General features: G+C 73.9%; 20 protein-coding genes. 9 read left to right on the plus strand and 11 right to left on the minus strand.

The genetic code is table 11. The annotated features are described in order from the left end of the window. The first annotated feature begins 12 nt into the window (after positions 1–12). Positions 13–1,644, plus strand: a complete 1,632-nt coding sequence (locus AB0O48_RS10705; RefSeq protein ID WP_357245417.1) for a RecQ family ATP-dependent DNA helicase — start codon at positions 13–15, stop codon at positions 1,642–1,644. 87 nt (positions 1,645–1,731) lie between these two features. Next, complete coding sequence (locus AB0O48_RS10710; RefSeq protein ID WP_357245419.1) at positions 1,732–2,235, plus strand: hypothetical protein; 504 nt, start codon at positions 1,732–1,734, stop codon at positions 2,233–2,235. On the opposite strand, the gene AB0O48_RS10715 is transcribed toward AB0O48_RS10710, so the two are convergent. Further along, on the minus strand, positions 2,225–3,817 hold the full coding sequence (locus AB0O48_RS10715; protein WP_357569899.1) for an MFS transporter: 1,593 nt from the start codon (positions 3,815–3,817) through the stop codon (positions 2,225–2,227). The two genes, AB0O48_RS10710 and AB0O48_RS10715, sit on opposite strands and share 11 nt — an antisense overlap. 83 nt (positions 3,818–3,900) lie before the next feature. Between AB0O48_RS10715 and AB0O48_RS10720 the strand changes: the two genes are divergently transcribed. Then, positions 3,901–4,662, plus strand: a complete 762-nt coding sequence (locus AB0O48_RS10720; RefSeq protein WP_357245423.1) for a TetR/AcrR family transcriptional regulator — start codon at positions 3,901–3,903, stop codon at positions 4,660–4,662. A 9-nt stretch (positions 4,663–4,671) separates the two neighbouring features. Next, positions 4,672–5,706: a helix-turn-helix domain-containing protein gene (locus AB0O48_RS10725; RefSeq protein WP_357569900.1), complete on the plus strand. Its 1,035-nt coding sequence runs from the start codon at positions 4,672–4,674 to the stop codon at positions 5,704–5,706. A 154-nt stretch (positions 5,707–5,860) separates the two neighbouring features. Here AB0O48_RS10725 and AB0O48_RS10730 read toward each other — a convergent pair whose 3' ends face one another. Genes AB0O48_RS10730 through AB0O48_RS10765 form a run of 8 tightly spaced genes read right to left on the minus strand, consistent with a single transcriptional unit; the run spans position 5,861 to position 14,324 of the window. Beyond that, a complete protein-coding gene (locus tag AB0O48_RS10730) occupies positions 5,861–6,844 on the minus strand; it encodes a DNA topoisomerase IB (RefSeq protein ID WP_357569901.1) in 984 nt (327 codons plus the stop codon). Next, positions 6,828–7,781 carry a glycosyltransferase family 9 protein gene (locus tag AB0O48_RS10735; RefSeq protein WP_357569902.1) on the minus strand — a complete coding sequence of 318 codons (954 nt, stop codon included), beginning with the start codon at positions 7,779–7,781 and terminating at the stop codon, positions 6,828–6,830. The genes AB0O48_RS10730 and AB0O48_RS10735 overlap by 17 nt, the downstream gene beginning before the upstream one ends. Then, positions 7,778–8,479, minus strand: coding sequence for an SDR family oxidoreductase (locus tag AB0O48_RS10740; RefSeq protein ID WP_357245430.1), 702 nt, complete (start codon positions 8,477–8,479; stop codon positions 7,778–7,780). The genes AB0O48_RS10735 and AB0O48_RS10740 overlap by 4 nt, the downstream gene beginning before the upstream one ends. Beyond that, positions 8,476–9,900, minus strand: a complete 1,425-nt coding sequence (locus AB0O48_RS10745) for a PfkB family carbohydrate kinase (protein WP_357245432.1) — start codon at positions 9,898–9,900, stop codon at positions 8,476–8,478. The genes AB0O48_RS10740 and AB0O48_RS10745 overlap by 4 nt, the downstream gene beginning before the upstream one ends. Before the next feature lie 17 nt (positions 9,901–9,917). Further along, positions 9,918–10,589 (minus strand): SIS domain-containing protein, encoded by a 672-nt coding sequence (locus tag AB0O48_RS10750; protein ID WP_357246162.1) that lies wholly within the window; start codon positions 10,587–10,589, stop codon positions 9,918–9,920. Continuing rightward, positions 10,586–11,803, minus strand: coding sequence for a glycosyltransferase (locus tag AB0O48_RS10755; protein WP_357245434.1), 1,218 nt, complete (start codon positions 11,801–11,803; stop codon positions 10,586–10,588). Before AB0O48_RS10755 ends, AB0O48_RS10750 begins: the two co-directional genes overlap by 4 nt. Next, positions 11,788–12,762 (minus strand): glycosyltransferase, encoded by a 975-nt coding sequence (locus tag AB0O48_RS10760; RefSeq protein ID WP_357569903.1) that lies wholly within the window; start codon positions 12,760–12,762, stop codon positions 11,788–11,790. Before AB0O48_RS10760 ends, AB0O48_RS10755 begins: the two co-directional genes overlap by 16 nt. Further along, a complete protein-coding gene (locus tag AB0O48_RS10765) occupies positions 12,759–14,324 on the minus strand; it encodes an HAD-IIIA family hydrolase (protein WP_357569904.1) in 1,566 nt (521 codons plus the stop codon). The genes AB0O48_RS10760 and AB0O48_RS10765 overlap by 4 nt, the downstream gene beginning before the upstream one ends. A gap of 301 nt (positions 14,325–14,625) precedes the next feature. On the opposite strand from AB0O48_RS10765, the gene AB0O48_RS10770 reads away from it, so the two are divergent. The 3 genes from AB0O48_RS10770 to AB0O48_RS10780 all read left to right on the plus strand — a co-directional run bounded on the left by AB0O48_RS10770 (position 14,626) and on the right by AB0O48_RS10780 (position 17,027). Beyond that, positions 14,626–15,054, plus strand: a complete 429-nt coding sequence (locus AB0O48_RS10770; protein WP_357245440.1) for an SRPBCC family protein — start codon at positions 14,626–14,628, stop codon at positions 15,052–15,054. After that, a complete protein-coding gene (locus AB0O48_RS10775; protein ID WP_357245442.1) occupies positions 15,051–16,052 on the plus strand; it encodes an SDR family oxidoreductase in 1,002 nt (333 codons plus the stop codon). The genes AB0O48_RS10770 and AB0O48_RS10775 overlap by 4 nt, the downstream gene beginning before the upstream one ends. A 207-nt stretch (positions 16,053–16,259) precedes the next feature. After that, a complete protein-coding gene (locus AB0O48_RS10780; RefSeq protein WP_357245445.1) occupies positions 16,260–17,027 on the plus strand; it encodes a polyprenol monophosphomannose synthase in 768 nt (255 codons plus the stop codon). Between the two features lie 156 nt (positions 17,028–17,183). Here AB0O48_RS10780 and AB0O48_RS10785 read toward each other — a convergent pair whose 3' ends face one another. Then, on the minus strand, positions 17,184–18,791 hold the full coding sequence (locus tag AB0O48_RS10785; protein ID WP_357569905.1) for an NAD(P)/FAD-dependent oxidoreductase: 1,608 nt from the start codon (positions 18,789–18,791) through the stop codon (positions 17,184–17,186). Between the two features lie 72 nt (positions 18,792–18,863). On the opposite strand from AB0O48_RS10785, the gene AB0O48_RS10790 reads away from it, so the two are divergent. Further along, positions 18,864–20,297 (plus strand): aldehyde dehydrogenase family protein, encoded by a 1,434-nt coding sequence (locus tag AB0O48_RS10790; RefSeq protein WP_357245451.1) that lies wholly within the window; start codon positions 18,864–18,866, stop codon positions 20,295–20,297. Positions 20,298–20,366: 69 nt separating this feature from the next. Here AB0O48_RS10790 and AB0O48_RS10795 read toward each other — a convergent pair whose 3' ends face one another. After that, a complete protein-coding gene (locus tag AB0O48_RS10795) occupies positions 20,367–20,768 on the minus strand; it encodes a ChaB family protein (RefSeq protein ID WP_357375174.1) in 402 nt (133 codons plus the stop codon). Positions 20,769–20,944: 176 nt separating this feature from the next. Between AB0O48_RS10795 and AB0O48_RS10800 the strand changes: the two genes are divergently transcribed. Next, positions 20,945–21,931, plus strand: coding sequence for a YihY/virulence factor BrkB family protein (locus AB0O48_RS10800; RefSeq protein ID WP_357245457.1), 987 nt, complete (start codon positions 20,945–20,947; stop codon positions 21,929–21,931). Positions 21,932–21,991 lie beyond the last annotated feature (60 nt).

Below are 21,991 nucleotides of genomic sequence, written 5' to 3' on the forward strand. Positions count from 1 at the left end.
CTCCGGCCCTCGATGAAACTGTCCACGCACTCGATGACGTTGCGCCGCGCGGCCCGCAGCCTTTTCGGCTGGAAGGCGCTGCGGCCCAACCAACTGGCCGCCATGCGCGCGGTCATGAAGCGACGCGACGCCCTGGTGGTGTTGCCCACCGGCGCCGGCAAGTCGGCCATCTACCAGATCCCGGCCAGCCTGATCCCCGGCCCCACCGTGGTGATCTCCCCGCTGCTGGCCCTCCAGCAGGACCAGATCGCCTCGCTCAACGAGCGGCAACGTCCGGAGCTGCGGGCGGTGCGGATCAGCTCGAACGAGTCGCCCAGCCAACAGGCCCAGGCGATCACCGAGGTCCGCGAGGGCCGGGCGGAGTTCCTGTTCATCACGCCGGAGCAGCTGAGCAACCCGGACCGGATGGCGGAGGTCGCCGCGCTGAAACCGGCGCTGGTGGCGATCGACGAGGCGCACTGCATCTCGGCCTGGGGGCACGACTTCCGGCCCGACTACCTGGCGCTCGGGCACCTGATCGACGGCATCGGCCGGCCGCCGGTGGTCGCGCTGACCGCCACCGCGTCCCCGCCGGTACGCGACGACATCATCGCCCGGCTGCGGCTGCGCGACCCGGAGGTGGTGGTCTCCGGGCTGGACCGGCCCAACCTGTTCATCGAGGTGGCACACTGCCCCGCCGAGGACTACCGGTGGCGGCGCCTGATGACGCTGCTGCGCGACGAGGGGCGGCCGGGAATCATCTACGTGCCGACCCGCCGCGCCGCCGAGGAACTGGCCACCCGGTTGACCGACGCCGACTTCCCGGCGCAGTTCTACCACGGTGGGATGCCGGCCGGCGCGCGCGCCGAGCTGCACGAGGCGTTCCTCGCCGACCAGGTCCCCATCATGGTGGCGACCTCGGCGTTCGGCATGGGCATCGACAAGCCGAACATCGCCTGGGTGGTGCACATGGCACTGCCCGACTCGCCGGACAGCTACTTCCAGGAGATCGGCCGGGCCGGCCGCGACGGGCAGCCGGCCCGGGTGCTGCTGCTCTGGCGGGCCGAGGACGTCGGCCTGCAACGCTTCTTCAGTGGCGGCCTGCCGGACGCGGACGAGCTGCGGGACCTGGCCGCACTGCTGCGCAAGAAGCCGGCCACCAAGACCGAGCTGCGCGAGACCACCGGCCTCGGGCCGCGCAAGCTGGGCCAGTACCTCTCCCTGCTGGAGCAGATCGGCGCGGCCGAGCCGCGGGCCCGGCAGCGCATCGGCGCCCCGCGCTACTCCCCCGCCGCGACCGAGGCCGCCGCGGCGGCGGTGGCCGAGGCGGAGCGCCAGCAGACGGTGACCCGGTCCCGCACCGACATGATGCGGGCCTTCGCCGAGACCAACGCGTGTCGGATGCAGACCCTGCTCGCCTACTTCGGTGAGCAGATGACCGAGGTCTGCGGGCACTGCGACAACTGCCACGCCGGCACCAGCGTCGCCGACCAGGGCGCGGTCGGGCCGTTCCCGGTGCACAGCCACGTGCGTCACCCGGAGTGGGGAAGCGGCATGGTGCTCTCCTACGAGGAGGACAAGATGACTGTTCTCTTCGACGAGGTCGGTTACAAGACGTTGTCGGTGCGCGTGGTGTCCGAACAGGGCCTGCTGACCCTGGACTAGCCTGACCCGGGCGCCGCCGCGCGCCCGGTGGATCCACCAGACAGAGCACCGATTGATCAAGTAGAGCAGGGCGGAAGGGGCGTGGCCGTGATCGAGCAGCCGGCGTACACCGGGTTCGGTTTCTCCGACGGCGAGTGGGGGCTGCTGGTCGGCCTTCCCCAGTCGGTGCTGACCGCGGCGAGCGCCGCCGAGTCCGACGGCACCCGCCGGACCATGGCGGAGAACGCGGCCGGACTGGAGACCATCGCCGCCGGCCGGGAGTCGGCCAGCCCGCTGGTCGCCGCCGTGGCCGGCGAGATCGTCACCCGGGTCGGTGACCCGGACACCGGTGAGGAATTGCCGGCCATCGCGCCCGCCGACCCGGGGGCGTACATCGACGACGTGCTGGTGCGGGCCGGCCAGGCCGCCGCTCTGCTGGCCGGCCGCGTCGACGAGGGTGAGGCCGGCGCGTACAAGCACTGGCTCGTGAAGATCGCCGAGCAGGTGGTGGGTGCCGCGTCCAGCGGTGGGCTGCTGGGCATCGGCGGCGAGTCGGTCAGCGACTCCGAGCGGCGTTTCCGCGACCGGCTCGCGCACGTGCTCACCGACTGACCGACGACAACGAGACATCGGCGGGACCGGCCGGCTCGGCGGCGAGCGCCGTGGGGTCGGCCGGTCGGACGCCGCGCAGCGTGGTCAGCGCGGCCGCCGCGCCCAGCAGCATCGCCACCATCGCGGCGATCGCGGCCAGGTGCATCCCGTCGGTGAACGCGACTCCGGCGGCGTGCCGCACCGCGTCGGCCAGGTCCGCCGGCAGTCCCTGGGCGACCGCGAGCGCACCGGCCAGGGTCTCCTCGGCCGCGACGCCGGCCTCGGCGGGCAGTCCGGCCGGCAGGCCGCCGACGATCTCGCGGTGGTAGACCGCCGCTCCCACGCTGCCGAGGATCGCCATGCCCAGCGCGCCGCCCAGTTCGCTGCTGGACTCGGTGAGCGCCGACGCGACACCCGCCTGCTCGGGCGGTGCCGCGCCGAGGACCACCTCGGTGACGAGTGACATGACCATCACCAGGCCGCCCGCGTAGATGCTCGCGCCGACCAGCAGCACCCACAGCGCCGAGTCCGGTGTGACCCGGGTCAGCACCACGAAGCCGAGCACGGCGATCGCGAACCCCGCGCCGATCAGGTAGGCGCGCTCGACGCGCTGGGCGAGCGCGGCGGCGGCCGGCGCGACCCCACCCACGGCGAGGGACGGCACCAGGCTCCACAGTGCCGCCCGCAGCGGGCTCAGGCCGAGCACCAGTTGGAGGTGCTGGGTGGTGAAGATGGCGAAGCCGACGATGGCGAACATCGCCAGCAGGTTGACCGCGAGCGATCCGGCGAAGCCGCGACGGCGGAACAACGCGAGATCGACCATCGGGTACGCCCGGGTCCGCTGCCGGTGCAGGAACAGCGCGCCCACCAGCAGGCCGCCGACGATGGCGAGCACCCGAACCGGGCTGACGCCTTCGCGGGCCATCTCCTTGATGCCGTAGATCACCGGCAGCAGGGCACCGAGCGACAGGGCCGCGCTGACCAGGTCGAACCGCCCGGTCGCGGGGTTGCGGAACTCGGGCACCAACGGCGGGGCGAGCAGGAGCAGCAGCAGCATCGCCGGGATGTTGATCAGGAAGATCGAGCCCCACCAGAAGTGCTCCAGCAGGATGCCGCTGAGCACCGGGCCGATCGCGATGCCGCCGGTGAGGGTGGCGGTCCAGATGCCGATGGCGGTGCCGCGCTGCTTGGCGTCGGGGAACATGTTGCGCACCAGGGCGAGCGTCGAGGGCATCAGGGTGGCCCCACCGACGCCGAGCACGGCGCGCGCGGCGATCAGCGTCGCGGTGCTGTCGGCGTACGCGGCCAGCAGCGACGCCGCTCCGAACGCGGTGGCCCCGATGAGCAGGAGCCGGCGTCGGCCGATCCGGTCACCGAGGGCGCCCATGGTGATGAGCAGCCCGGCCAGCACGAAGCCGTAGATGTCGAAGATCCAGAGCTGCTGGGTGGCGGTCGGACGCAACTCCGCGCTGATGAACGGGACGGCGAAGTAGAGCACCGACACGTCCATCGAGACCAGCAGCAGCGGCAACATCAACACCGTGAGCCCGATCCACTCGCGTCGGCCCGCCCGTGGTGCAGGTGTGGTCGTCGTCGTCGTCATGATCAATTTCCTCTCTGCGTATGACGTACGCTGTTATGCGTAGACCATACGCAGAACTAGGATGGCCGGGCAAGGAGGAAAATGTGGCGGCGACGACAGACGACAACGAGCCGGTGCTCCCACCGGCTATCGAGAACGCGTGGGGGCTGCGGGACCGCCCACCCAAGGGCCCGCGGCCGGGCATGAGCGTGCCCGCCATCGTGGACGCCGCCGTCCGGGTGGCCGACGCCGACGGGCTGGCCGCCGTCTCGATGAGCCGGGTGGCCAAGGAACTGGGCGCCGCCACCATGGCCCTCTACCGCTACGTCGGCTCGAAGGACGAGCTGCTGATGCTCATGGTGGACGTCGGGTACGGCCCGTCGCCCGGCCCACCCCCACCGGGCACCGACTGGCGCGCCGGGCTGACCCGCTGGGCCTGGGCCGAACACGACGCCCTGCGGCAACGGTCCTGGCTGCTGCACGTGCCCATCACCGGCCCGCCGATCACCCCCCAGCAGCTCGGCTGGATGGAGGACGGGCTGCGCTGCCTGGACGGCTCCACGCTCGCCGAGAGCGAGAAGATGTCGGTGCTCCTGTTGCTCACCGGGTACGTCCGCAACGAGGCCACCCTCACCTCGCAGGTCGCCGAGGGCAGCCGGGCCACAGGCGTCGAACCGAGCGAGATGATGCCGGCGTACGGCCGACTGGTGGCCCGGCTCATCGACCCGGCCCGCTTCCCGGCCCTGCACCGCGTGCTGGCCGCCGGCGTGCTCAACCAGGACGACGATCCCGACGACGAGTTCACCTTCGGCCTGGACCGGATCCTCGACGGCGTCGAGGCGCTGATCCAGCGTCGAGCGGGCTGAGGGATTGCGATGCTACCGAGAGACACCATCGACACCACCGTCCTGCCACCGGGCGAACGGTTCGGCATGTGGCTGGACCTGGTGGCGCGCACCTCGGCACCGCTGCGCATCCGGTCCGCGCACAGCGGCGACTTCGCCGCTCGCGCCGACTTCACCGCGCTCGGCCCGATCGAGCTGGTGCAGTACGAGTACCCGTCCCTGGACGCCACCCGGACCCGGAAGCTGGTCCAGCGGTCCGACCCGGAGCTGTACATCCTCGCCCTCACCACCGGGGGCGTCGGCGCGTCCAGCCAGGACGGGCGCCGCAGCGAGATCCTGGCCGGCGAGTTCACCTTCTACGACGGGTCGCGGCCGCACGACGTCTGTCACCACGCCACCGAGCCGGAGCAGGACCAGGCCACTTCGATCATCACGCTGATCCCGCACGCCGCGCTGCCGCTGCCACCGCAGCGGATGGCCGCCCTCTACGGCGGCCGGATGTCCGGCAGTGAGGGCATCGGGGCGCTGCTGGCGCAGTTCCTGCTCCAGGTGACCGGGCACCCCGAGCAGTACCACGCGGCCGACGCCAGCCGGCTCGGCGCGGTGGGGCTCGACCTGGCCACCACGATGCTCGGCCGGCACCTCGTCACCGAGGACGCCGTGCCCACCGAGGTCCGCCGTCGGGCGCTGCTCACCCAGGTGCAGTCGTACATCCACCGCCACCTCGGCGACGCGACGCTCGGCCCACAGGTCGTCGCCGACGCCCACCACATCTCGGTGCGGTCCCTGCACCGGTTGTTCGAGGCCGAGGACGCCACGGTGGCGTCGTACATCCGGGATCTGCGGCTGGCCCGCTGTCGGCGCGACCTGACCGACCCGGCCCTGCGCGGCCTGCCCGTGCAGGCCGTCGCGGCGCGGTGGGGGTTTCCCGACAAGGCCCACTTCAGCCGGGCGTTCCGCGCCGCGTACGGCACCACCCCGCAGGAACACCGCGACGGTGGCTCGGATTTGGCGCGGATTCTCAACCGCCAGGCATCCATGGTCAACTCGCTGCCGGCAGACTGACACCAGGGCGGCCGGCCATCGCCAGGTGGGCCGCCAACGGGGGCCGTGGCGAGGCGCCCGCCGCGCGAGCGGCGGGCGGCCGCCCGGTGGCACCCGGTGATGCCGAGGCTCCGGCCCCGTCGTGCGCATCCCCCAGAATCGCCGACGGGGCCGGTCAGGCTTTCTCCAGCAACTCCAGGACCACCCGCTCGGCCTCCGCACGGGGTGCCCGCGGGTCCACCGACGCCACCACCCCGTCGTGGTACAGGTCGACCACCCGCGGGTCCACATACGACGCGCGAGCCACCGTCGCGGTGTTGCCCAGCAGCTCGGCCACCTCCCGCATCACGGCGACCACCGCCCTGCGCCGGGCCGTCACCGAGCGGGCCGGGCCGGCGGTGGCCAACTCGGTGGCGGCGAGCACGGTGGCGTGCCAGGTGCGGAAGTCCTTGGCGGTCATCTCCCCGCCGCTGGCGTCCCGCAGGTAGCCGTTGACCTCGTCGCTGCGCACGTCGCGCCACTCCCGGCCGTCCCAGTAGCCGAACAACCGATCCGCCCGTCGCCGGCGGCGGCGCAGATTGGCCAACACCTGACACAGCTCCGGGTCCTCGATCCGGCGTACCTGCTCGATGCCACCCTTCGCGGGAAACACCAGGACCACGCAGCCGCGCCGGGTCCGGGCGTGCTCGGGGCGCAGCGTGGACACCCCGTACGTCGGGTCGTCGCCGGCCGCGTACTGGTCGCTGCCGACCCGGAACATGCCCATGTCCAACAGTCGGGCGACAGTGGCCAGCACCCGGTCCCGGCCCAGCCCACGGCCGTCCAGGTCACGGCCCACCCGCTCCCGCAACACCGGCAGGCGCCGGGCCACCTCCAGCATCCGGTCGAACTTCGCCTCGTCCTGCTGCTCCCGCCACTGCGGGTGGTAGACGTACTGCTTGCGCCCGGCCGCGTCGATCCCGATCGCCTGGATGTGGCCGTTCGCGTGCGGCGCGATCCAGACGCTCTGCCAGGCCGGGGGGATGACCAGCTCCCGCAGCCGGGCCAGCACCTCCGGATCCCGGACCGGATCACCGGTCGGGTCCACGAAGAGCCAGCCCCGACCGCGCCGACGCCGCCCGTACCCCGGTCGCCCCGGGTCGCTACGCCGCAACCGCACCGGAGACCCGCACCACCTTCGCCACCTCAGCCACGGCGGCCAGCACCTCGTCGAGGCGCAGGGCCGCCATCGTCGGGTGGCTTCCTACCCCGTCCCACCTCGGCCAATCTCTCGCGCCGGCCCAGAGCACCCGGTGCCGGGGTCGGTCCACCGGCGGCCCCCAGTGCGCCGGCGGCACCGGCCCGAAGAGGACGACCGACGGGGTGCCGAACCCGGTGGCCAGGTGGGCCACCCCGGTGTCCCCGCTGACCACCACCCGGGCGTTGGCCACCAACGCGGCGAGCGCGCCGAGGTCGGTCCGCCCGGCCAGCACGGCGTCGGACGACAGGCCGGCCGCGTCGGCCACCTGTGCGACCAGCGCCCGCTCGTCGGCCGAGCCGGTGAGCAGGACCCGGTGCCCCTGGTCGGTGAGCGCCCGGGCCAGCGCGGCGAACCGCTCGGCGGGCCACCGTTTGGCGGGGACCTTGCTGCCGGGATGCAGCACCGTGACACCGGTGGGCAACCCGGTCGCCCCGGGCCGACGCAGACCGAGGTCGGTGCCGTCGGCCGGAATGTCGTACCAGGACAGCAGCCGGCACCACCTGTCCACCTCGTGCTCGTCGACGGACCACGGCGGGCCGTCGCCGCAGCCGGCCTCGGCGTTGGCGAAGGCCAGCAGCCGATCCGGCCGGGTGGCCGCCAGCAACCGGTGCGACCCCGGACCCCGGCCGTGCAGGTTCACCGCGACCGACACCGCCGCGCCGGTCCGCAGGGGCCGCCCCAGCCCGGTGGTGTCCACCAGCCGGTCGACGCCGCCGACCAGGTCGACGAGCGGGGACAGCCAGGCGGGCGCGGCGAGCGCCAACTCCGGACCGGGGTACGCGGCCCGCAGCGCCCGCAGCGCGGGCACCGCGGTGAGCAGGTCGCCGACGCCCAGCGCGCGCAGCACGAGGATCACGGGTACGAGGTCTCCTGCTCGGCGCAGACCACGAGCTCCCGCACGGCGCAGCCGGGCGGCTGGTTGAGCGCGAACATGATCGCCGCGGCCGTGTCGGCGGGGTCGTTGAGGATCGCGTCCGGCCCCGGCTTGTACTGCGGGTCGCGCTCGTCGAAGAACGACGTGCGCATCCCGCCCGGAATGAGCAGCGTGACGCCGACCTGACCGGCCAGCTCGGCGGCGAGGGCGCGGGTGAACCCCACCACTCCGAACTTCGCCGCGCAGTACGCGGTGGCGTCGCTGACCGCCTTGACGCCCAGCGTGGAGGCGACCGTGACGATGCGGCCCCGCGACGTCAGCAGGAACGGCAGGGCGGCCCGGATCACCGCCGCGGTGGCGAGCAGGTCCACGGCGATGATCCGGTCCCAGGTCTCCCCCGGCACGTCGGCGAGCCGACCGGGCACGTCCGTGCCGGCGGCCGTGACCACCGCGTCCAGGCCGCCGGCCTGCTCGGCGAGGTGTTGGGTGGCCACCTCGGCAGCCCGGGTGTCGGCCAGGTCGCACTCCGTCCAGGACACCCCGTCGGCCGGCGGTTGCCGGTCCAGCACGATGGGCCGGCCACCGGAGGCGGCCACCGCGGCGACCACCGCCGCGCCGAGCCCGCTCGCGCCGCCGGTGACCAGGACTGTCGGTCCGGCGCCGGGCCGCGTGGCGGTCATCGGGTGCGCTCCCCGCCGGAGCGAACGATCAGGTCGGTGGTGGAGCGGCCGTCGAGGTAGGGCACCACCACCGTGTTCCCACCCCATCGGCGCAAAACCTCCGCCTCCGGCAGGGTGGCGGCGGCGTCGCCGCCGCCGGTGGCGTAGTCGCCACCCTTGACCCAGATGTCCGGTCGGACCCAGGACAGCGCCGCGTCCGGGGTCGGCTCGTCGAAGATGAGGACCGCGTCGACGCAGCTCAGCGCGGCCAGCAGCCGACTGCGGTCACCCTCGGACATCACCGGCCGGTCCGGTCCCTTCAACCCGGCCACGCTGTCGTCCGAGTTCACGCACACGATCAGGCAGTCACCGAGTTGCCGGGCCGCCTGCAGGGTGGCCACGTGCCCGGCGTGCAGCAGGTCGAAGCAACCGCCGGTGGCCACCACCGTGCCGCCCGCGGCGCGTACCTCACCGAGCAGCGTGGCGACCGCCGCGACGCCCACCCGGTCGCCGCCCGGACCGGCGACGCTCGTCGGCGTGGGACGCACCGGCGGTGGCAGGGCCGCCGCCACTCCCCCACCGGCCACGTACGCGGACGCCTCCGCGACCGCCGCCTGCACCGCCTCGGAGACCAGCGCGCCCTGGGCCAACGCGAGGCTGGCGGCGGCCGCGAACCGGTCGCCCGCCCCGCACGTGTCCCCCTCGGCGCTGCCCGGGGTCGGCACCACCAACGGTGTCGACCCGGCATGGCAGAGCAGCGCGCCGTCCCCACCCAGCGTCACCGCGACCGCACCGGCCCGCCAGCGTCGCCGCAGGCCCTGCGCGCCCCGCGACGCGGTGGCCAGCCGGGAGGCGCCGGGCAGCGCGGGGACCAGCTCGCGCACCTCCGACTCGTTCGGGGTGGCCAGATGGACGCCGGGGACAGCCGCCGGACCGCGCGGGTGCGGGTCCCACACCACCGGCGCGCGGGTGGCGGACAACGCGGCACGCAGCGCCGGCTGCCGGGCCACCCCCCGGCCGTAGTCGCTGACCAGCACCGCCGACGCTCCGGCGATCACCCGAAGCACCTCGTCGGAGGGCTGCCCCGGCTCCCCGGACGCCCCGCCCCGGTCGTGGCGCAGCAGCACCCGACCCCGAGCCCGCAGCCGGATCTTCTCCGGCGTCGCACCGGACAGGGCCAGCGGGTACACCTGCACGCCGGCGGCGGCGAGCAGCGCGCTCAGTCGGGCGCCGCCGGCGTCGTCGGCGAGCGCGGTCACCAGCACCACCTCGGCACCCTGCGCGGCGGCGAACACCGCCGCCAGACCGGCGCCACCGGGTCGGTCGCTGGCGGCGGTCTCGTCCAGGACCGGCACCGGGGAGTCCGGGCAGAGCCGGTTCACCACCCCCTCCACGTCCCGGTCGAGCAGGGTGTCGCCGAGCACCACCACCGGTCCCCTCACGCCTACCTCCCCATCCCTCACGCGTCGACCTGCTGTCCGGATTCACCGTCGAGCACCACTTCGACCCCGGCCCGCACCGGCGCCGGCACGTCGTGGCCGAGCGCCGGGTCGGTGGTCGCGGCCAACTCCTGTTCGAGGTACTCGCAGAGCAGATGACTGGTCACGAGGTGCAACTCCTGCACGACCTGGGTGTCCGGCGACGCGACGGCCAGCACCTCGTCGCACGCGTCGGCGAGGGGATTCGGGGTGGCGCCGGTGAGGGCCCACGTGGTCAGGCCGGCGTCGCGGGCGGCCTGGGCGGCGCTGACCAGATTGGGGCTGCTGCCGCTGGTGCTGAGCAGCAGCAGGACGTCGCCGCGGCGGCCGTGCGCGCGCACCTGACGGGCGTACACGTCGGTGTAGCCGTAGTCGTTGGCGATGGCGGTGAGCGCGCTCGTCTCGGCGTGCAGCGCGATCGCCGACAGCGGCTGGCGGTCGTCGTGCAGCTTGCCGACCAGCTCGGCCGTGAGGTGCTGGGCCTCGGCGGCGCTGCCACCGTTACCGGCCACCAGCAGGCGTCCCCCGGCGGCCAGCCGGTGGGCCAGGTCCGCGCCCCAGCGGGCCAGCTGCGACTCACAGCGCCGGTACGGCACCAGCGCCGCGGCGAGGTTCGTCAGGTGGGTGTCGAGCAGGCTGCCGGCCGGCATCAGGCCACCACCCGGGCCGGTCGACGGACGGCGGAAACCTCGCTGTAGACCTCGACCAGCCGCTCGGCGGTGACCGCCCACGAGTACCGCGTGCGGGCCCGCTCGCGGGCCGCCGTGGCGTACGCGAAGCGCCTGATCCGGTCGTCGAGCAGGCCCTGGATCGCGCCGGCCAGCGCCTGCGGGTCCCGGGCCGGCACGAGGTCGCCCGTCGTCCCGTCGACCACGGTGTCCCGGATGCCGCCGACGGCGGTGCCGACGACCGGCACCCCACAGGCCATCGCCTCCAGCGGGGTCAACCCGAACGGCTCGTACCAGGGTGCGGCGACCAGCAGGTCCGCCGAGCGGTACCAGCGGCCCATCTCCTCGCGGGGTACCGCGCCGACCAGGTGCACCCGGTCGGCCACCCCGCAGGTCTCGGCCAGGGCCCGCAGCCGCCGGGCGTACGGGTCGGTCTCCAGCAGCCCCTCGGGCGGGCCGCCGACCACCACGCACTCGGCGTCACCGACCAGGGCCATCGCGCGGATCACGGTCTGGAAGCCCTTGCGTTCGACGAGCCGGCCCACGGTGAGGATCCGGGCCCGTCCCGGCTCCCGGTCGGCGGCCGGCCCGAGCGGGGCGAACGTGGCGAGGTTGACTCCCGAGGGCACCACTGTCATCCGGGAGCGGGGCACGCCCATCCGGACCAGTTCGCCGACCTCGTCGCGGCACTGCGCGACGATCCGGTCCACCGAGCTGCCCAACTCGCGCTCGTAGGAGACCCGTCGGGCCGGGCTGGTGTCCTGCACGCCCTGGTAGCGGCGCTTCACGGTGCCCAGCGCGTGGTACGTCTGCACCACCGGCACCCCGGTCTGCCGGCCTGCGGTCAGCGCCGCCAGACCACTCATCCAGAAGTGCGCGTGGATCACCTCGGGCACCCAGTCCCCGCCCCGCCAGCGTTCGATCAGCCAACTACTGAAGTCGCGCATGTGCGGCAGCAACGCGTCCTTGGCCACCGGCTCGGCCGGGCCGGCCGGCACGTGCACCACGTCGTACCCGTCCGGGCTGCGTACGGTCACCGGCAGGTCGGGCGCGTCCCGGCGGGTGTAGACCCGCACCTCGTGCCCGGCGGCGGCGAGCGCGGCGGACAGCTCCGCGACGTGCGTGTTCTGGCCGCCGGCGTCCTCCCCTCCGAGGACGGCGAGCGGGCTGGCGTGCTCCGAGATCATCGCGATCCGCATACTTCCTCCTCCAGCAGCCGGTCCCAGTCAGCGAGGAAACGGTCGAGGCCGTACCTGTCCCGCGCGGCGGCACGCGCCGCCGCGCCGGCCTGGCGCGCGGTCGCCGGTTCGGCGATGAACCGGCGGGCGGCGTCGAGCAGGACGTCGGTCCGGGTGGCGAGGGCGCCCGCCTCCGGGGGCACCGCCGTCACCGCCTCGGTGGTGGCGAGCGCGACGACCGGCATGCCGATCGCCATCGCCTCGATGAGGCTGAGCCCGAGCGAGGTCCACCGGCACAGGTGCAGGTACGCGCGCCGCCGGGCCAGCTCGGCGTGCATCCGGTCCTGGGGCACGTCGTCGTGGCTGACGAGCCGGTCGGCGGGCAGCCCGAGGTGGTCGGCCAGACCGGCGACGCCCATCCCGAACACGTCCAGCGGCGCGATCTCGGCGAACCGGGGCAGCAGGTCGGTGCCGGTGACCCGACCCCGCCGAACCGGCTCGTTGATCACCACGGCGAGCCGGTCGAGTTCGCCGGTGTAGGAGACGGCGGGTGCGACGATGCCGTGGTCGACCACCGTGGTGCGGGTGGCCCCGGTGTCCCAGAAGATCTGGTTGAACCCGGTGACGTGGGCGATGAGCAGGTCGTCGCGGTCGGCCATCGGGTGCCGGGTGTTCGGCACGTCGCCCTTCGGTGTGTTGTGTTCGACGTAGACGGCCGGGATGTCGCGACCCGGGCGGCGACGCAGCCACGCCTCGGCCCGGTCGATCTCCTCGGGACGTTGCAGGATGACCAGGTCGACGTCGGCGCCCGGCAGGTCCTCCGGGAAGACCTCGACCGCGCTGTCCGGCCAGGGGTAGGTGCGGGCCCGGCCGAGGCCGTAGGGGCCGCGGTCGGGTGTGGTGGGGATCAGGTAGCGGTGGCTGCCGTGCACGAACGACGTGGTCCAGGATCCGTGCACGTGCCAGAGCAGGATGTTCATCGCGGGCCACCACCACCGCTGACGGTGAGCGTGCGCAGCGCGTCGACCACCTCGTCCGGGTCGATGCCGCTCAGGCAGGGGTGCCCGGGGACCGGGCAGTTGGTCGCGCGGGTGTCCCGACAGGGTGCGGCGGCGTCACCGAGCCGGACGGTGGGCACCCGGTAGGGCCCCCACTGGCCGAACGGGACGGTCGGCGCGAAGAGGCTCACCACGGGCACGCCGGCCGCGGCGGCCAGGTGTGCGGGACCCGTGTTGCCGACCACGACCGCGCTGGCGTCCGCCATGATCCCCGCCAGTCCGGCCAGGTCGGTTCGACCACCCAGGTCGGTGCCGCCGGCCGCCGCCACCCGGGCGGTGACCGCGCGCTCGTCCGGGCCGCCGGTGACCAGCACCCGGTGCCCGGCGGCGGTGAGCGCCCCGGCGATCCGGGTCGCCACCTCCGGCGGGCAGGCCCGGGTCGACGCGGCCGACCCGGGGTGCAGCACCACGTACCCCGGGTCGCCGAGAGCGGCCGGGCGCGGCGGCACGGCGTCGCGGCGCAGCCGGAGCACGGGCTCGTCGTTGTCGGGCAACCGGTGGCCGGCGGCGGCGGCGAGGGAGAGGGCACGTTCGGGTTCGGGAACGCCCACCGGCACCCGGTGCCGGACGTCCAGCAGCGAACCCGGGTAGTCGTCGCTGATCGCCGCGATCCGGCCGACCCCCGCCATCCGCAGCAGCAACGCCAGCGGCAGCGCCGACTGGTGGAACGAGGTGAACACCACGGCCTGGTCCGCACCGACCGCGCCGAGGCGCGCGGTCAGGCTCCGCACCGCCTCCGGGTCGACCGGCCCCGGCATCGGGTCGATCCACGGCAGCGGGTGCTCGATGATCTCGTCGACGCCGGGCAGCAGATCGGCGGCGGCCCGGCCGCGTGGCCCACACAGCAGCACCACCCGCTGCGCTCCGGCCGCGACGGCGCGGATCGCCGGCCCGGTGACCAGCACGTCCCCCGCCGAATCCGAGCGGACCACCAACGCCGTCCGCACCTGGTCGCCCGACGAGGCCGCGGGACGCACCGCCTGTTGGCGGCGCAGGATCTCGTCCACCGCCGCCGGGAGATCGGTGGCCACCCAGCCGGCCGCGGCGATCTCCTCCGGTCGCGTCACCGGGGTGGGTACCAGCACTCCCGCCGCCCCCGCGGCCAACGCGGCGGCGACGTCCCGGCCGATGTCGCCCACCAGCACGCACCGCGACGCGGTCGTGCCCAGCTCCCGGGCGGCGGCGTACACCAGGCCGGGCGCCGGCTTGCGACAGTCACAGCCGTCGGCGTCGTCGTGCGGACACACCAGCCACGCGTCGAACCGGCCCAGCAGCTCCTCGACCCGGGCGTGCACGGCCCGCATCTGCTCCGCGCTGAAATATCCCCGGGCCAGGCCCGACTGGTTCGTCACGACCGCCAGGCGCAGCCCGGCCGCCCGCAACCGGTCCAGCGCCGCCCGCGCCCCCGGCACCGGCCGCACCTTCTCCGGGTCGCCGTTGTACGGCACGTCCTCGATCAGGGTGCCGTCGCGGTCCAGCAACACCGCGTCGTAGAGGACGGGTCGAGCGCTCCCGCCGGGAGTGCGCCCGGACCCGGCGGAACCGGCGCGGTCAGCAGCGGCGTAAACCGGGGCTGACCTGCGCTGATACGGATCCTCCTGGTCCTGTCGCACAGGCGGCGGGTTCCCTGCGCCCGAAGGAGTAAACGTCGTCGGTCAGGGGGTGGGCAGCGCCGCCAGCGGTGTCCCAGGTCGGCCTTACCCGCCGTCCGGGAGAAGCTAACCCGCCGGTCGTTAGCCCTCGCCCCACCGGGGGTATGGGAGCCCAGTGGCGATTGTGGAGAAAGTGATCGAAGCTCCCCCGCAGCAGGTGTTCGACGTGCTCGCCGACGGGTGGACGTACAGCGACTGGGTGGTGGGCACGGCACACGTGCGGGCCGTGGACGACGCCTGGCCCCGGGTGGGCAGCCAGCTGCACCACCGGGCCGGGCCGTGGCCGTTCTCCTTGCAGGACGCGTCGACGGTGCTGGTCTGCGAGCCCCCGCACCGGCTCGTGCTGAAGGCGGGCCTCTGGCCGGCCGGCGAGGCGATAGTCGCCTTCACGCTGCAACCCGTCGACGGGGGCGCCACCCGGGTCCGCCTCGGGGAGGACTTCGCCGCCGGACCGCTGCACTGGGTCCGCAACAAGGTCAACGACCTGGTGCTGCACCTGCGCAACCGGGAGACGCTGGACCGGCTCGCCGACATCGCCACCCGACAGAAGGGGCCGCGATGACACCGACGGTGGTGGTGACCGGAGCAAGCGCCGGCGTCGGTCGGGCCGTGGCCCACGCGTACGCGGCCCGGGGCGCCCGACTGGCGCTGCTGGCGCGGGGAGAGGCGGGCCTGGCCGCCGCCGAACGGGAGTGCCGACAGCGCGGCGCCACCGACGTCCGCGCCTACCGGGTGGACGTGGCCGACGCGGGCGCGGTGCAGCAGGCCGCTGACGACGTGGTGCACCGCTGGGGCGGCATCGACGTGTGGATCAACAACGCCATGGTGTCGGTGTTCGCGCCGGCCTGGGAGATCCCGGCGCGGGAGTTCCGCCGGGTCACCGAGGTGAACTACCTGGGCACGGTGCACGGCACCCTGGCGGCGCTGCGGCACATGCGGGCGCACGCGCGGGGCACGATCGTGCAGGTGGGCTCCGCGTTGGCCTACCGGGGGATCCCGTTGCAGTCGGCGTACTGCGCGAGCAAGCACGCCATCCAGGGATTCAACGACTCGCTGCGCGCCGAACTGCTGCACGACTGCCCGGGGGTGAAGCTGACGATGGTGCAGCTACCCGCCGTCAACACCCCGCAGTTCTCCTGGGTACGCACCCGGCTGCCGCGGCATCCGCAGCCGGTGCCGCCGATCTTCACCCCGGAGCTGGCCGCCAGGGCGATCGTGTGGGCCGCCGACCGTGGCACCCGGGAGCTGAACGTGGGCGGCCCGACGTGGCAGGCCCGGCTGGCCGACATCCTCTTTCCCGGTCTGCTCGACCGGAAGCTGGCCCGCGACGGCTACGACAGCCAGCAGACCGGCGACGAGATCGATCCACACACCTGGCGGGACAATCTGGACCACCCCGGCGACGAGGAGACGGATCGGGGCACGGCGGGCGTGTTCCGCGAGCGGGCCCGCAACCGGTCGGCGGCGCTGTGGGTCGGCACCCACAAACCGGTGGTGTCCGGTGTCGCGCTCGCCGCGGTGGCGCTCGGCCTCACCGCCGTGACCCGTCGCCGACGGTGACCGCCCCGCGGCGGCATCGACGCCGTCGCAGGCGCTGACTCGCTCGTCGCGGCCACCGGCACGCACCAGCCACGACCAGCGGGATCGATGCCCGCACCCGCCGTGGCACCGCCGTCCGCAACGCCCGGAAGGGGTGCCTCTTCAACCCGAATGTGACAACTGGATACCCTTTCCGGGAGCCCCTCTCCGCAAACCGAGGATGTCCACATGATCGAGCCTGTGCAGCTGCCGTCGCCGTGGCGGGACGCACGCCTGACCGTTGTCGTGCCCACCTACAACGAGGCGGGCAACCTGCCCACGCTTGTGGAGCGGGTCCTCGCCCTGCCGCTGCCCGGCCTGCGCATCCTCGTCGCCGACGACAACTCCCCCGACGGCACCGGCGACGTGGCCGACAAGCTGGCCATCGAGCATCCGGACCGGGTGGAGGTCGTGCACCGGGCCGGCAAGGAGGGCCTCGGCCGGGCGTACGTCGACGGGATGACCCGGGCGGTCGAGGGCGGCGCCGAGTACGTGGCGCAGATGGACGCGGACCTGTCGCACCCGCCGGAGGCGCTGCCGGGGATGCTGGGCGCGCTGCTGTCCACCCAGGCGAGCGTGGTGATCGGTTCCCGCTACGTGCCCGGTGGGGAGCTGGACGAGAACTGGCCGCTCTACCGTCGGGCCCTCAGCGGCTGGGCGAACCTCTACGTGCACACCCTGTTGCGGGTGCGCATCCGGGACCTGACCGCCGGTTTCAAGATCTGGCGCGCGGACGCGTTGCGTGACATCGATCTGGGCCGGGTGCAGTCCAACGGCTACAGCTTCCAGGTGGAGATGCACTACCTCGCCACCAAGTTGGGCCACACCATCCTGGAGGTGCCGATCCGCTTCGAGGAGCGGCGCGACGGCATCTCCAAGATGACCACGGCGACCAAGGTGGAGAGCGCCCTGATGCCCTTCCGCCTCCGCAACAAACACCGCAACATCACCCGCTAACCCCCAACCCCCACCCCACCCCACCCCACCCACCCCACCTCGGTTGATCAAGAGGTTTGCGTCACCGACGCCCTCGGATCTGACGCAAACCTCTTGATCAACGGGGCGGACGGCGGAGTGGGGGTGGGGGCAGGGGGTGGGGGGCAGGGGGTGGTGTTAGTTGGGGTAGATGGCGCGGTGGGCTGCGGCGATGGCGGCGGCGTAGGCGCGGCCGGTGAGGGCGCGGTCTCGGGCCAGCGCCGCGCGGGCCGCGTTCGCGCCCGGTGCCCCGTGGACACCGCCGCCGGGGTGCGCCGACGCGCTGGCCAGGAAGAGCCGGTCCACCGGGGTGTCCGCCCGGCCCAGGCCGGGGATCGGGCGTAGGAACAGCTGCTGGTACGCGGCGGCGGTGCCCCCGCCGAGCGCACCTCCGACCAGGCTCGGGTTGTCCCGTTCCAGGTCGGCCGGCCCGGCCACGTGCCGGCCGACGACGAGCTGCCGGAAACCCGGCGCCGCCGCTTCCAGTACGTCCTCCATGCGCTGCACGTGCCCGGCGACGTCCTCGGCCCGCCAGTCCCGCCGGAACGGCAGGTGCGTGTACGCCCAGAGCGACTCGGTGCCCGGCGGGGAGTGGCTGGGTTCGGCCACCGACATCTGCCCGACCAGCAGGAACGGGTCACGGGGCAGCTCGCCACGGGCCAACTCCCCCGCGTAGTGGGTCAACCCGTCGAGGTCCGCGCCGAGGTGCACGGTGCCGGCGCCGGCCAGCTCCCGGTTGGTCCAGGGCACCGGCGCGGAGAGAGCCCAGTCCACCTTCAGCGTCGACCCGTCCCACCGGAAGTGCGCCAGGTCCTCCACCAGCCGCGACGGCAGGGCCGCCGCGCCGACCAGGTCGAGGAACAACGCGGGGGCGGGCACGTCGGCGAGCACGGCCCGGCGGGCGCGCCACAGCGTGCCGCCCTCGGTGCGTACCCCCATCGCCCGGCCGCGGGCGGTGAGCACCCGGTCGACGCGGGCGCCGTAGAGGATCGTCCCCCCGCGCTCCTGGAACCGGGCCACCAGCGCGTTGGTGATCTGCTGCGCGCCGCCCTCGGGCACCGGCCAGCCGATCTGTTGGCCGAGCATGGCCAGCAGCCAGCCGTACACCCCGGAGCCGGCCTCCTCCGGCGCGAGGTCGGTGTGCAGGGCGCAGCCGGCCAGCAGGGCCGGCCCCCCGGCGCCGTCGAAGAGTTCGTCGCCGAGCTTGCGGACCGGCACCACCAGGCGTCGCGCCAGTCGCAGCGCACCGGCGACGCGCAGCTGACGCAGCAGGCCCAGCCCGCCGCGTACCGGTGGGAACGGCGTGGTGATCGCCGTCAGCATCGGCTCGGCCACCTCGCACCAGTCGGTGTAGGCGTTGAGCCAGCGCTTGCCGTCGCCGGGGGCGAACTGCTCAAGGGAGGCGGCCGTGACGTCCGGGTCCCGGTTGATCACCGCGGCCCGACCGTCCGGCAGCAGGTGCGCCAGTACGTCCGGCGCATGCCGCCAGGACAGGCCGTGCCGACCCAGGTCGAGGCCGCGCAGCACCGGTGAGGCGTACCCCAGGGGGTAGAAGGAGCTGTAGAGGTCGCTCAGGTAGCCGGGCGCGGTCACCTCGGCGGAGCGGATCGCGCCGCCGGGCACCGCTGTCGCCTCCAGGACCACCACCTCCCAGCCGGCGTCCGCCAGCAGGTTGGCCGCCACCAGACCGTTGTGACCGGCCCCGACGACGACGGCGTCCACGCTCTGCGCGGCGGTGGTTGTCATCCGATCCGCCTACCCGGCGCGCAACCGGGCGAAACGCGTTTGCCCGGCCGGGGCCGGGGCATGCAGCGCCGCATGTACACGGTTGCGCAGTTGGTGGGTGGGGTGTGGGGCGCGGGCGGCGACGGCGGTGAACTGGTGGTGCGCGACCCGGCGGACGACTCGCCGGTCAGCACGGTGCCGGTGGCCACCGCCGACGAGGTCGGCAAGGCGACGCAGGCGGCCCGCAACGCGGCCGCCCAGTGGGCGGCGACCGCGCCGGCCGAGCGGGCCGCCGCGCTGCACCGGGCCGCGGACGCCGTGGCGGAGGTCGTCGAGGAGCTGTCGGCGGCGGTCACCGCCGAGATGGGCAAGCCGTTGGCGGACGCCCGCGGCGGCGTCGAGGCGGGTATCGGCACCCTGCGACAGTACGCAGAGCTGGCTCCGCTGCGCGGCGGGCGGACGCTGAACGGCGCACCGGACGCGCTGGACTTCATGACCCCGCAGCCGCGCGGTGTGGTGGCCGTGCTGACGCCCTGGAACGACCCGGTGGCGGTCTCCTGCGGGCTGTTGGGTGCCGCCCTGGTGACCGGCAACGTGGTGCTCTACAAACCGAGCGAGCGGGCTCCCGCGACGGGTTGGCTGCTGGCCCGGGCCCTGGACGAGGCGTTGCCGGCCGGCGTGTTGTCGCTGCTCACCGGCGGCCCCGAGGTCGGTGCGGCGCTGGCCGCCCAGGAGGTCGACGTGGTGGCGCACGTGGGATCCACGGCGACCGGGCGGGCGATCGCCGCCGCCGCGGCCCGCACCGGCGCGAAGGTGGTGCTGGAGAACGGGGGCAGTGATCCGTTGATCGTGGACGCGGGCGTGGACCCGGAGTGGGCGGCGGAGCAGGCCGCGCTGGGCGCGTTCGCCAACGCGGGGCAGCTCTGTGTGGCGGTGGAGCGGATCTACGTACACCGCGAGGTGGCCGAGGACTTCGTGGCCGCGCTGGTGCGGCGTGCCACCGCCCTGCGGGTCGGGCCGGGCATGGACCCGGAGACCGAGCTGGGTCCACTCGTCGACCGGCGGCACCGGGATCAGGTCCACGGGCAGGTCGCGGCGGCGGTGGCGGCCGGCGCCCGGGTGCGGGTGGGCGGCGAGGTGCCCGGCGGGCCGGGGGCGTTCTATCCGGCCACCGTCGTCACCGACTGCCGGCACGACATGCCGCTGGTACGGGAGGAGACGTTCGGGCCGGTCGCCCCGGTCGTGGTCGTCGACTCGTTCGACGAGGCGCTGCGCTGTGCCGCGGACTCCCCGTACGGGCTGGCCGCCACGGTCCTGACCACGTCGATGAGTCACGCGCAGCGGGCCTGGCGGGAGCTGCCGGTGGGCACCGTGAAGGTCAACGCGGTGTTCGGGGGCGCGCCGGGAGGGGCCGCGCACCCACGACGGGGCAGTGGGCAGGGCTTCGGCTACGGTCCGGAGCTGCTGGACGAGTTCACCGCCACCAAGGCGGTGCACATCGGGGCGCCCGGCGGCGGGCACTGGTGAACGGTACGGGCGGACGCAGGGGTGGCGCGTCCGCCCGTACCGTGTCGGTGTTGTCGGCCGCGGTGGTGGTCAGTCCCCGCGAGCCTTGCGGGTGGCTCGGTCGTTGGCCTTCTCGATCGCCGTGACCAGGTCCGATTTGGTCATGCTGGACCGGCCGGGCACGTCGAGTTTGCGGGCCACCGCCATGAGGTGGTCCTTGCTGGCGTTGGCGTCGACTCCACCGGCGGTGGGGGCTCGCCGTTCCGGCCCGCCGCCGGCGGCCTGCTGGTCGCTGGGGCCCTTGCGGCCCTTCGGCTCCCAGTGGTCGCCCACCTTCTCGAACTGGTGCTTCACCGCGGCGAAGGCGGTGCGGTGCGACCGCTCCCCCTCGCCGTAGGTCTCCACCGCCGAGTCGTGCGTCTTCTCCCAGGTGCGCTGCGCCTTCTCCGGGGAGCGTCGCAGCGTGCTGGGCAGGTCCTCGCGCCCGGGCATCTCGTCCTCCTCCGTGCCGACAGGGTCACCCTGACCGTTCCCCGCCGACGCGGCGGCAAACCATACGTGCGGCGAGCGCGACGCCGCCGAGTTTCTCGATTTCCCGATCCGGGTATCGGTGGCCAGGCCCGACCGGACGACCGGTCATACCGGTGGCCGGGGCGCAGGGAGCGGGCATGACGACCACGGAGCCCGGTACGACGCGCGACGACACGCGCGGCACGCATGTTCCCCGCCGGATGCGGCAGTTGAGCTGGCGGACCTGGCGTGGGGTGCTGGTCCGCAGTGTGCAGAACTTCGTCAACGACAACTGCTCCGACTGGGCCGCCGCGCTCACCTACTACGGGGTCCTGGCGCTCTTTCCGTCCGCCATCGTGGTGGTCGCCCTGGTCGGGCTGGTCTCCGACGGCGAGCGGACCCTGGACACGGTTGTCGACCTCGCCAACCAGGTGGGCGCCGGGTCGGTGCTGACCAACGACGACGGCGGCGTGGTCGGCGTGCTCCGGTCGGTGGTGGTCCAGGAACACAACGCCAAGGTGCTGCTGAGCTTCGGTCTGCTCGGCGCGCTGTGGTCCGCGTCGGGATTCATCGGCGCGTTCACCCGGGCCTCCAACTCCATCTACGGGGTGACCGAGGGCCGGCCGGTGTGGAAGTTGCGGCCGATACAGATCGGCCTGGCCGCGGTGACGCTCGTGCTGCTCGCGGTGGTCGCCCTCGCGCTGATCGTCAGCGGCCCGGTCACCGACGCGGTGGGTGATCTGATCAACGCCGGTGGCCTGGCCCGAACGGTGTGGAGCGTGGCGAAGTGGCCGGTGCTCGCCATGGTCATGATGGTGCTGCTGTCGCTGCTGTTCTGGATCGCGCCGAACGTGCGCCAACCCCGCTTCCGCTGGCTCACCCCCGGCGGCGCGGTGGCCCTGGTCTCCTGGACGGCGGTCTCCTTCGGCTTCGGCTTCTACGTGGCGACCTTCGCCTCGTACAAGACGACCTACGGCAGCCTGGGCGCGGCCATCGCGTTCCTGGTCTGGCTCTACCTGTCCAACTCGGCGCTGATGCTGGGGGTGCAGATCAACGCCGAGGTGCAGCGCGGGCGGCAGTTGCAGGCCGGCGACCCCGACCCGGACGAGCCGGTGCTGCCGCCCCGCAAGCCCGCCGACGACTGAGCGCCGGTTGTCGCCCGGATGTCCGGCCTGCGGGCCGGTTCGTGGCCCGGTGCCGGTTTA

Origin of the sequence: Micromonospora sp. NPDC085948 (assembly GCF_040686315.1) — a bacterium.
Classification (GTDB): domain Bacteria; phylum Actinomycetota; class Actinomycetes; order Mycobacteriales; family Micromonosporaceae; genus Micromonospora.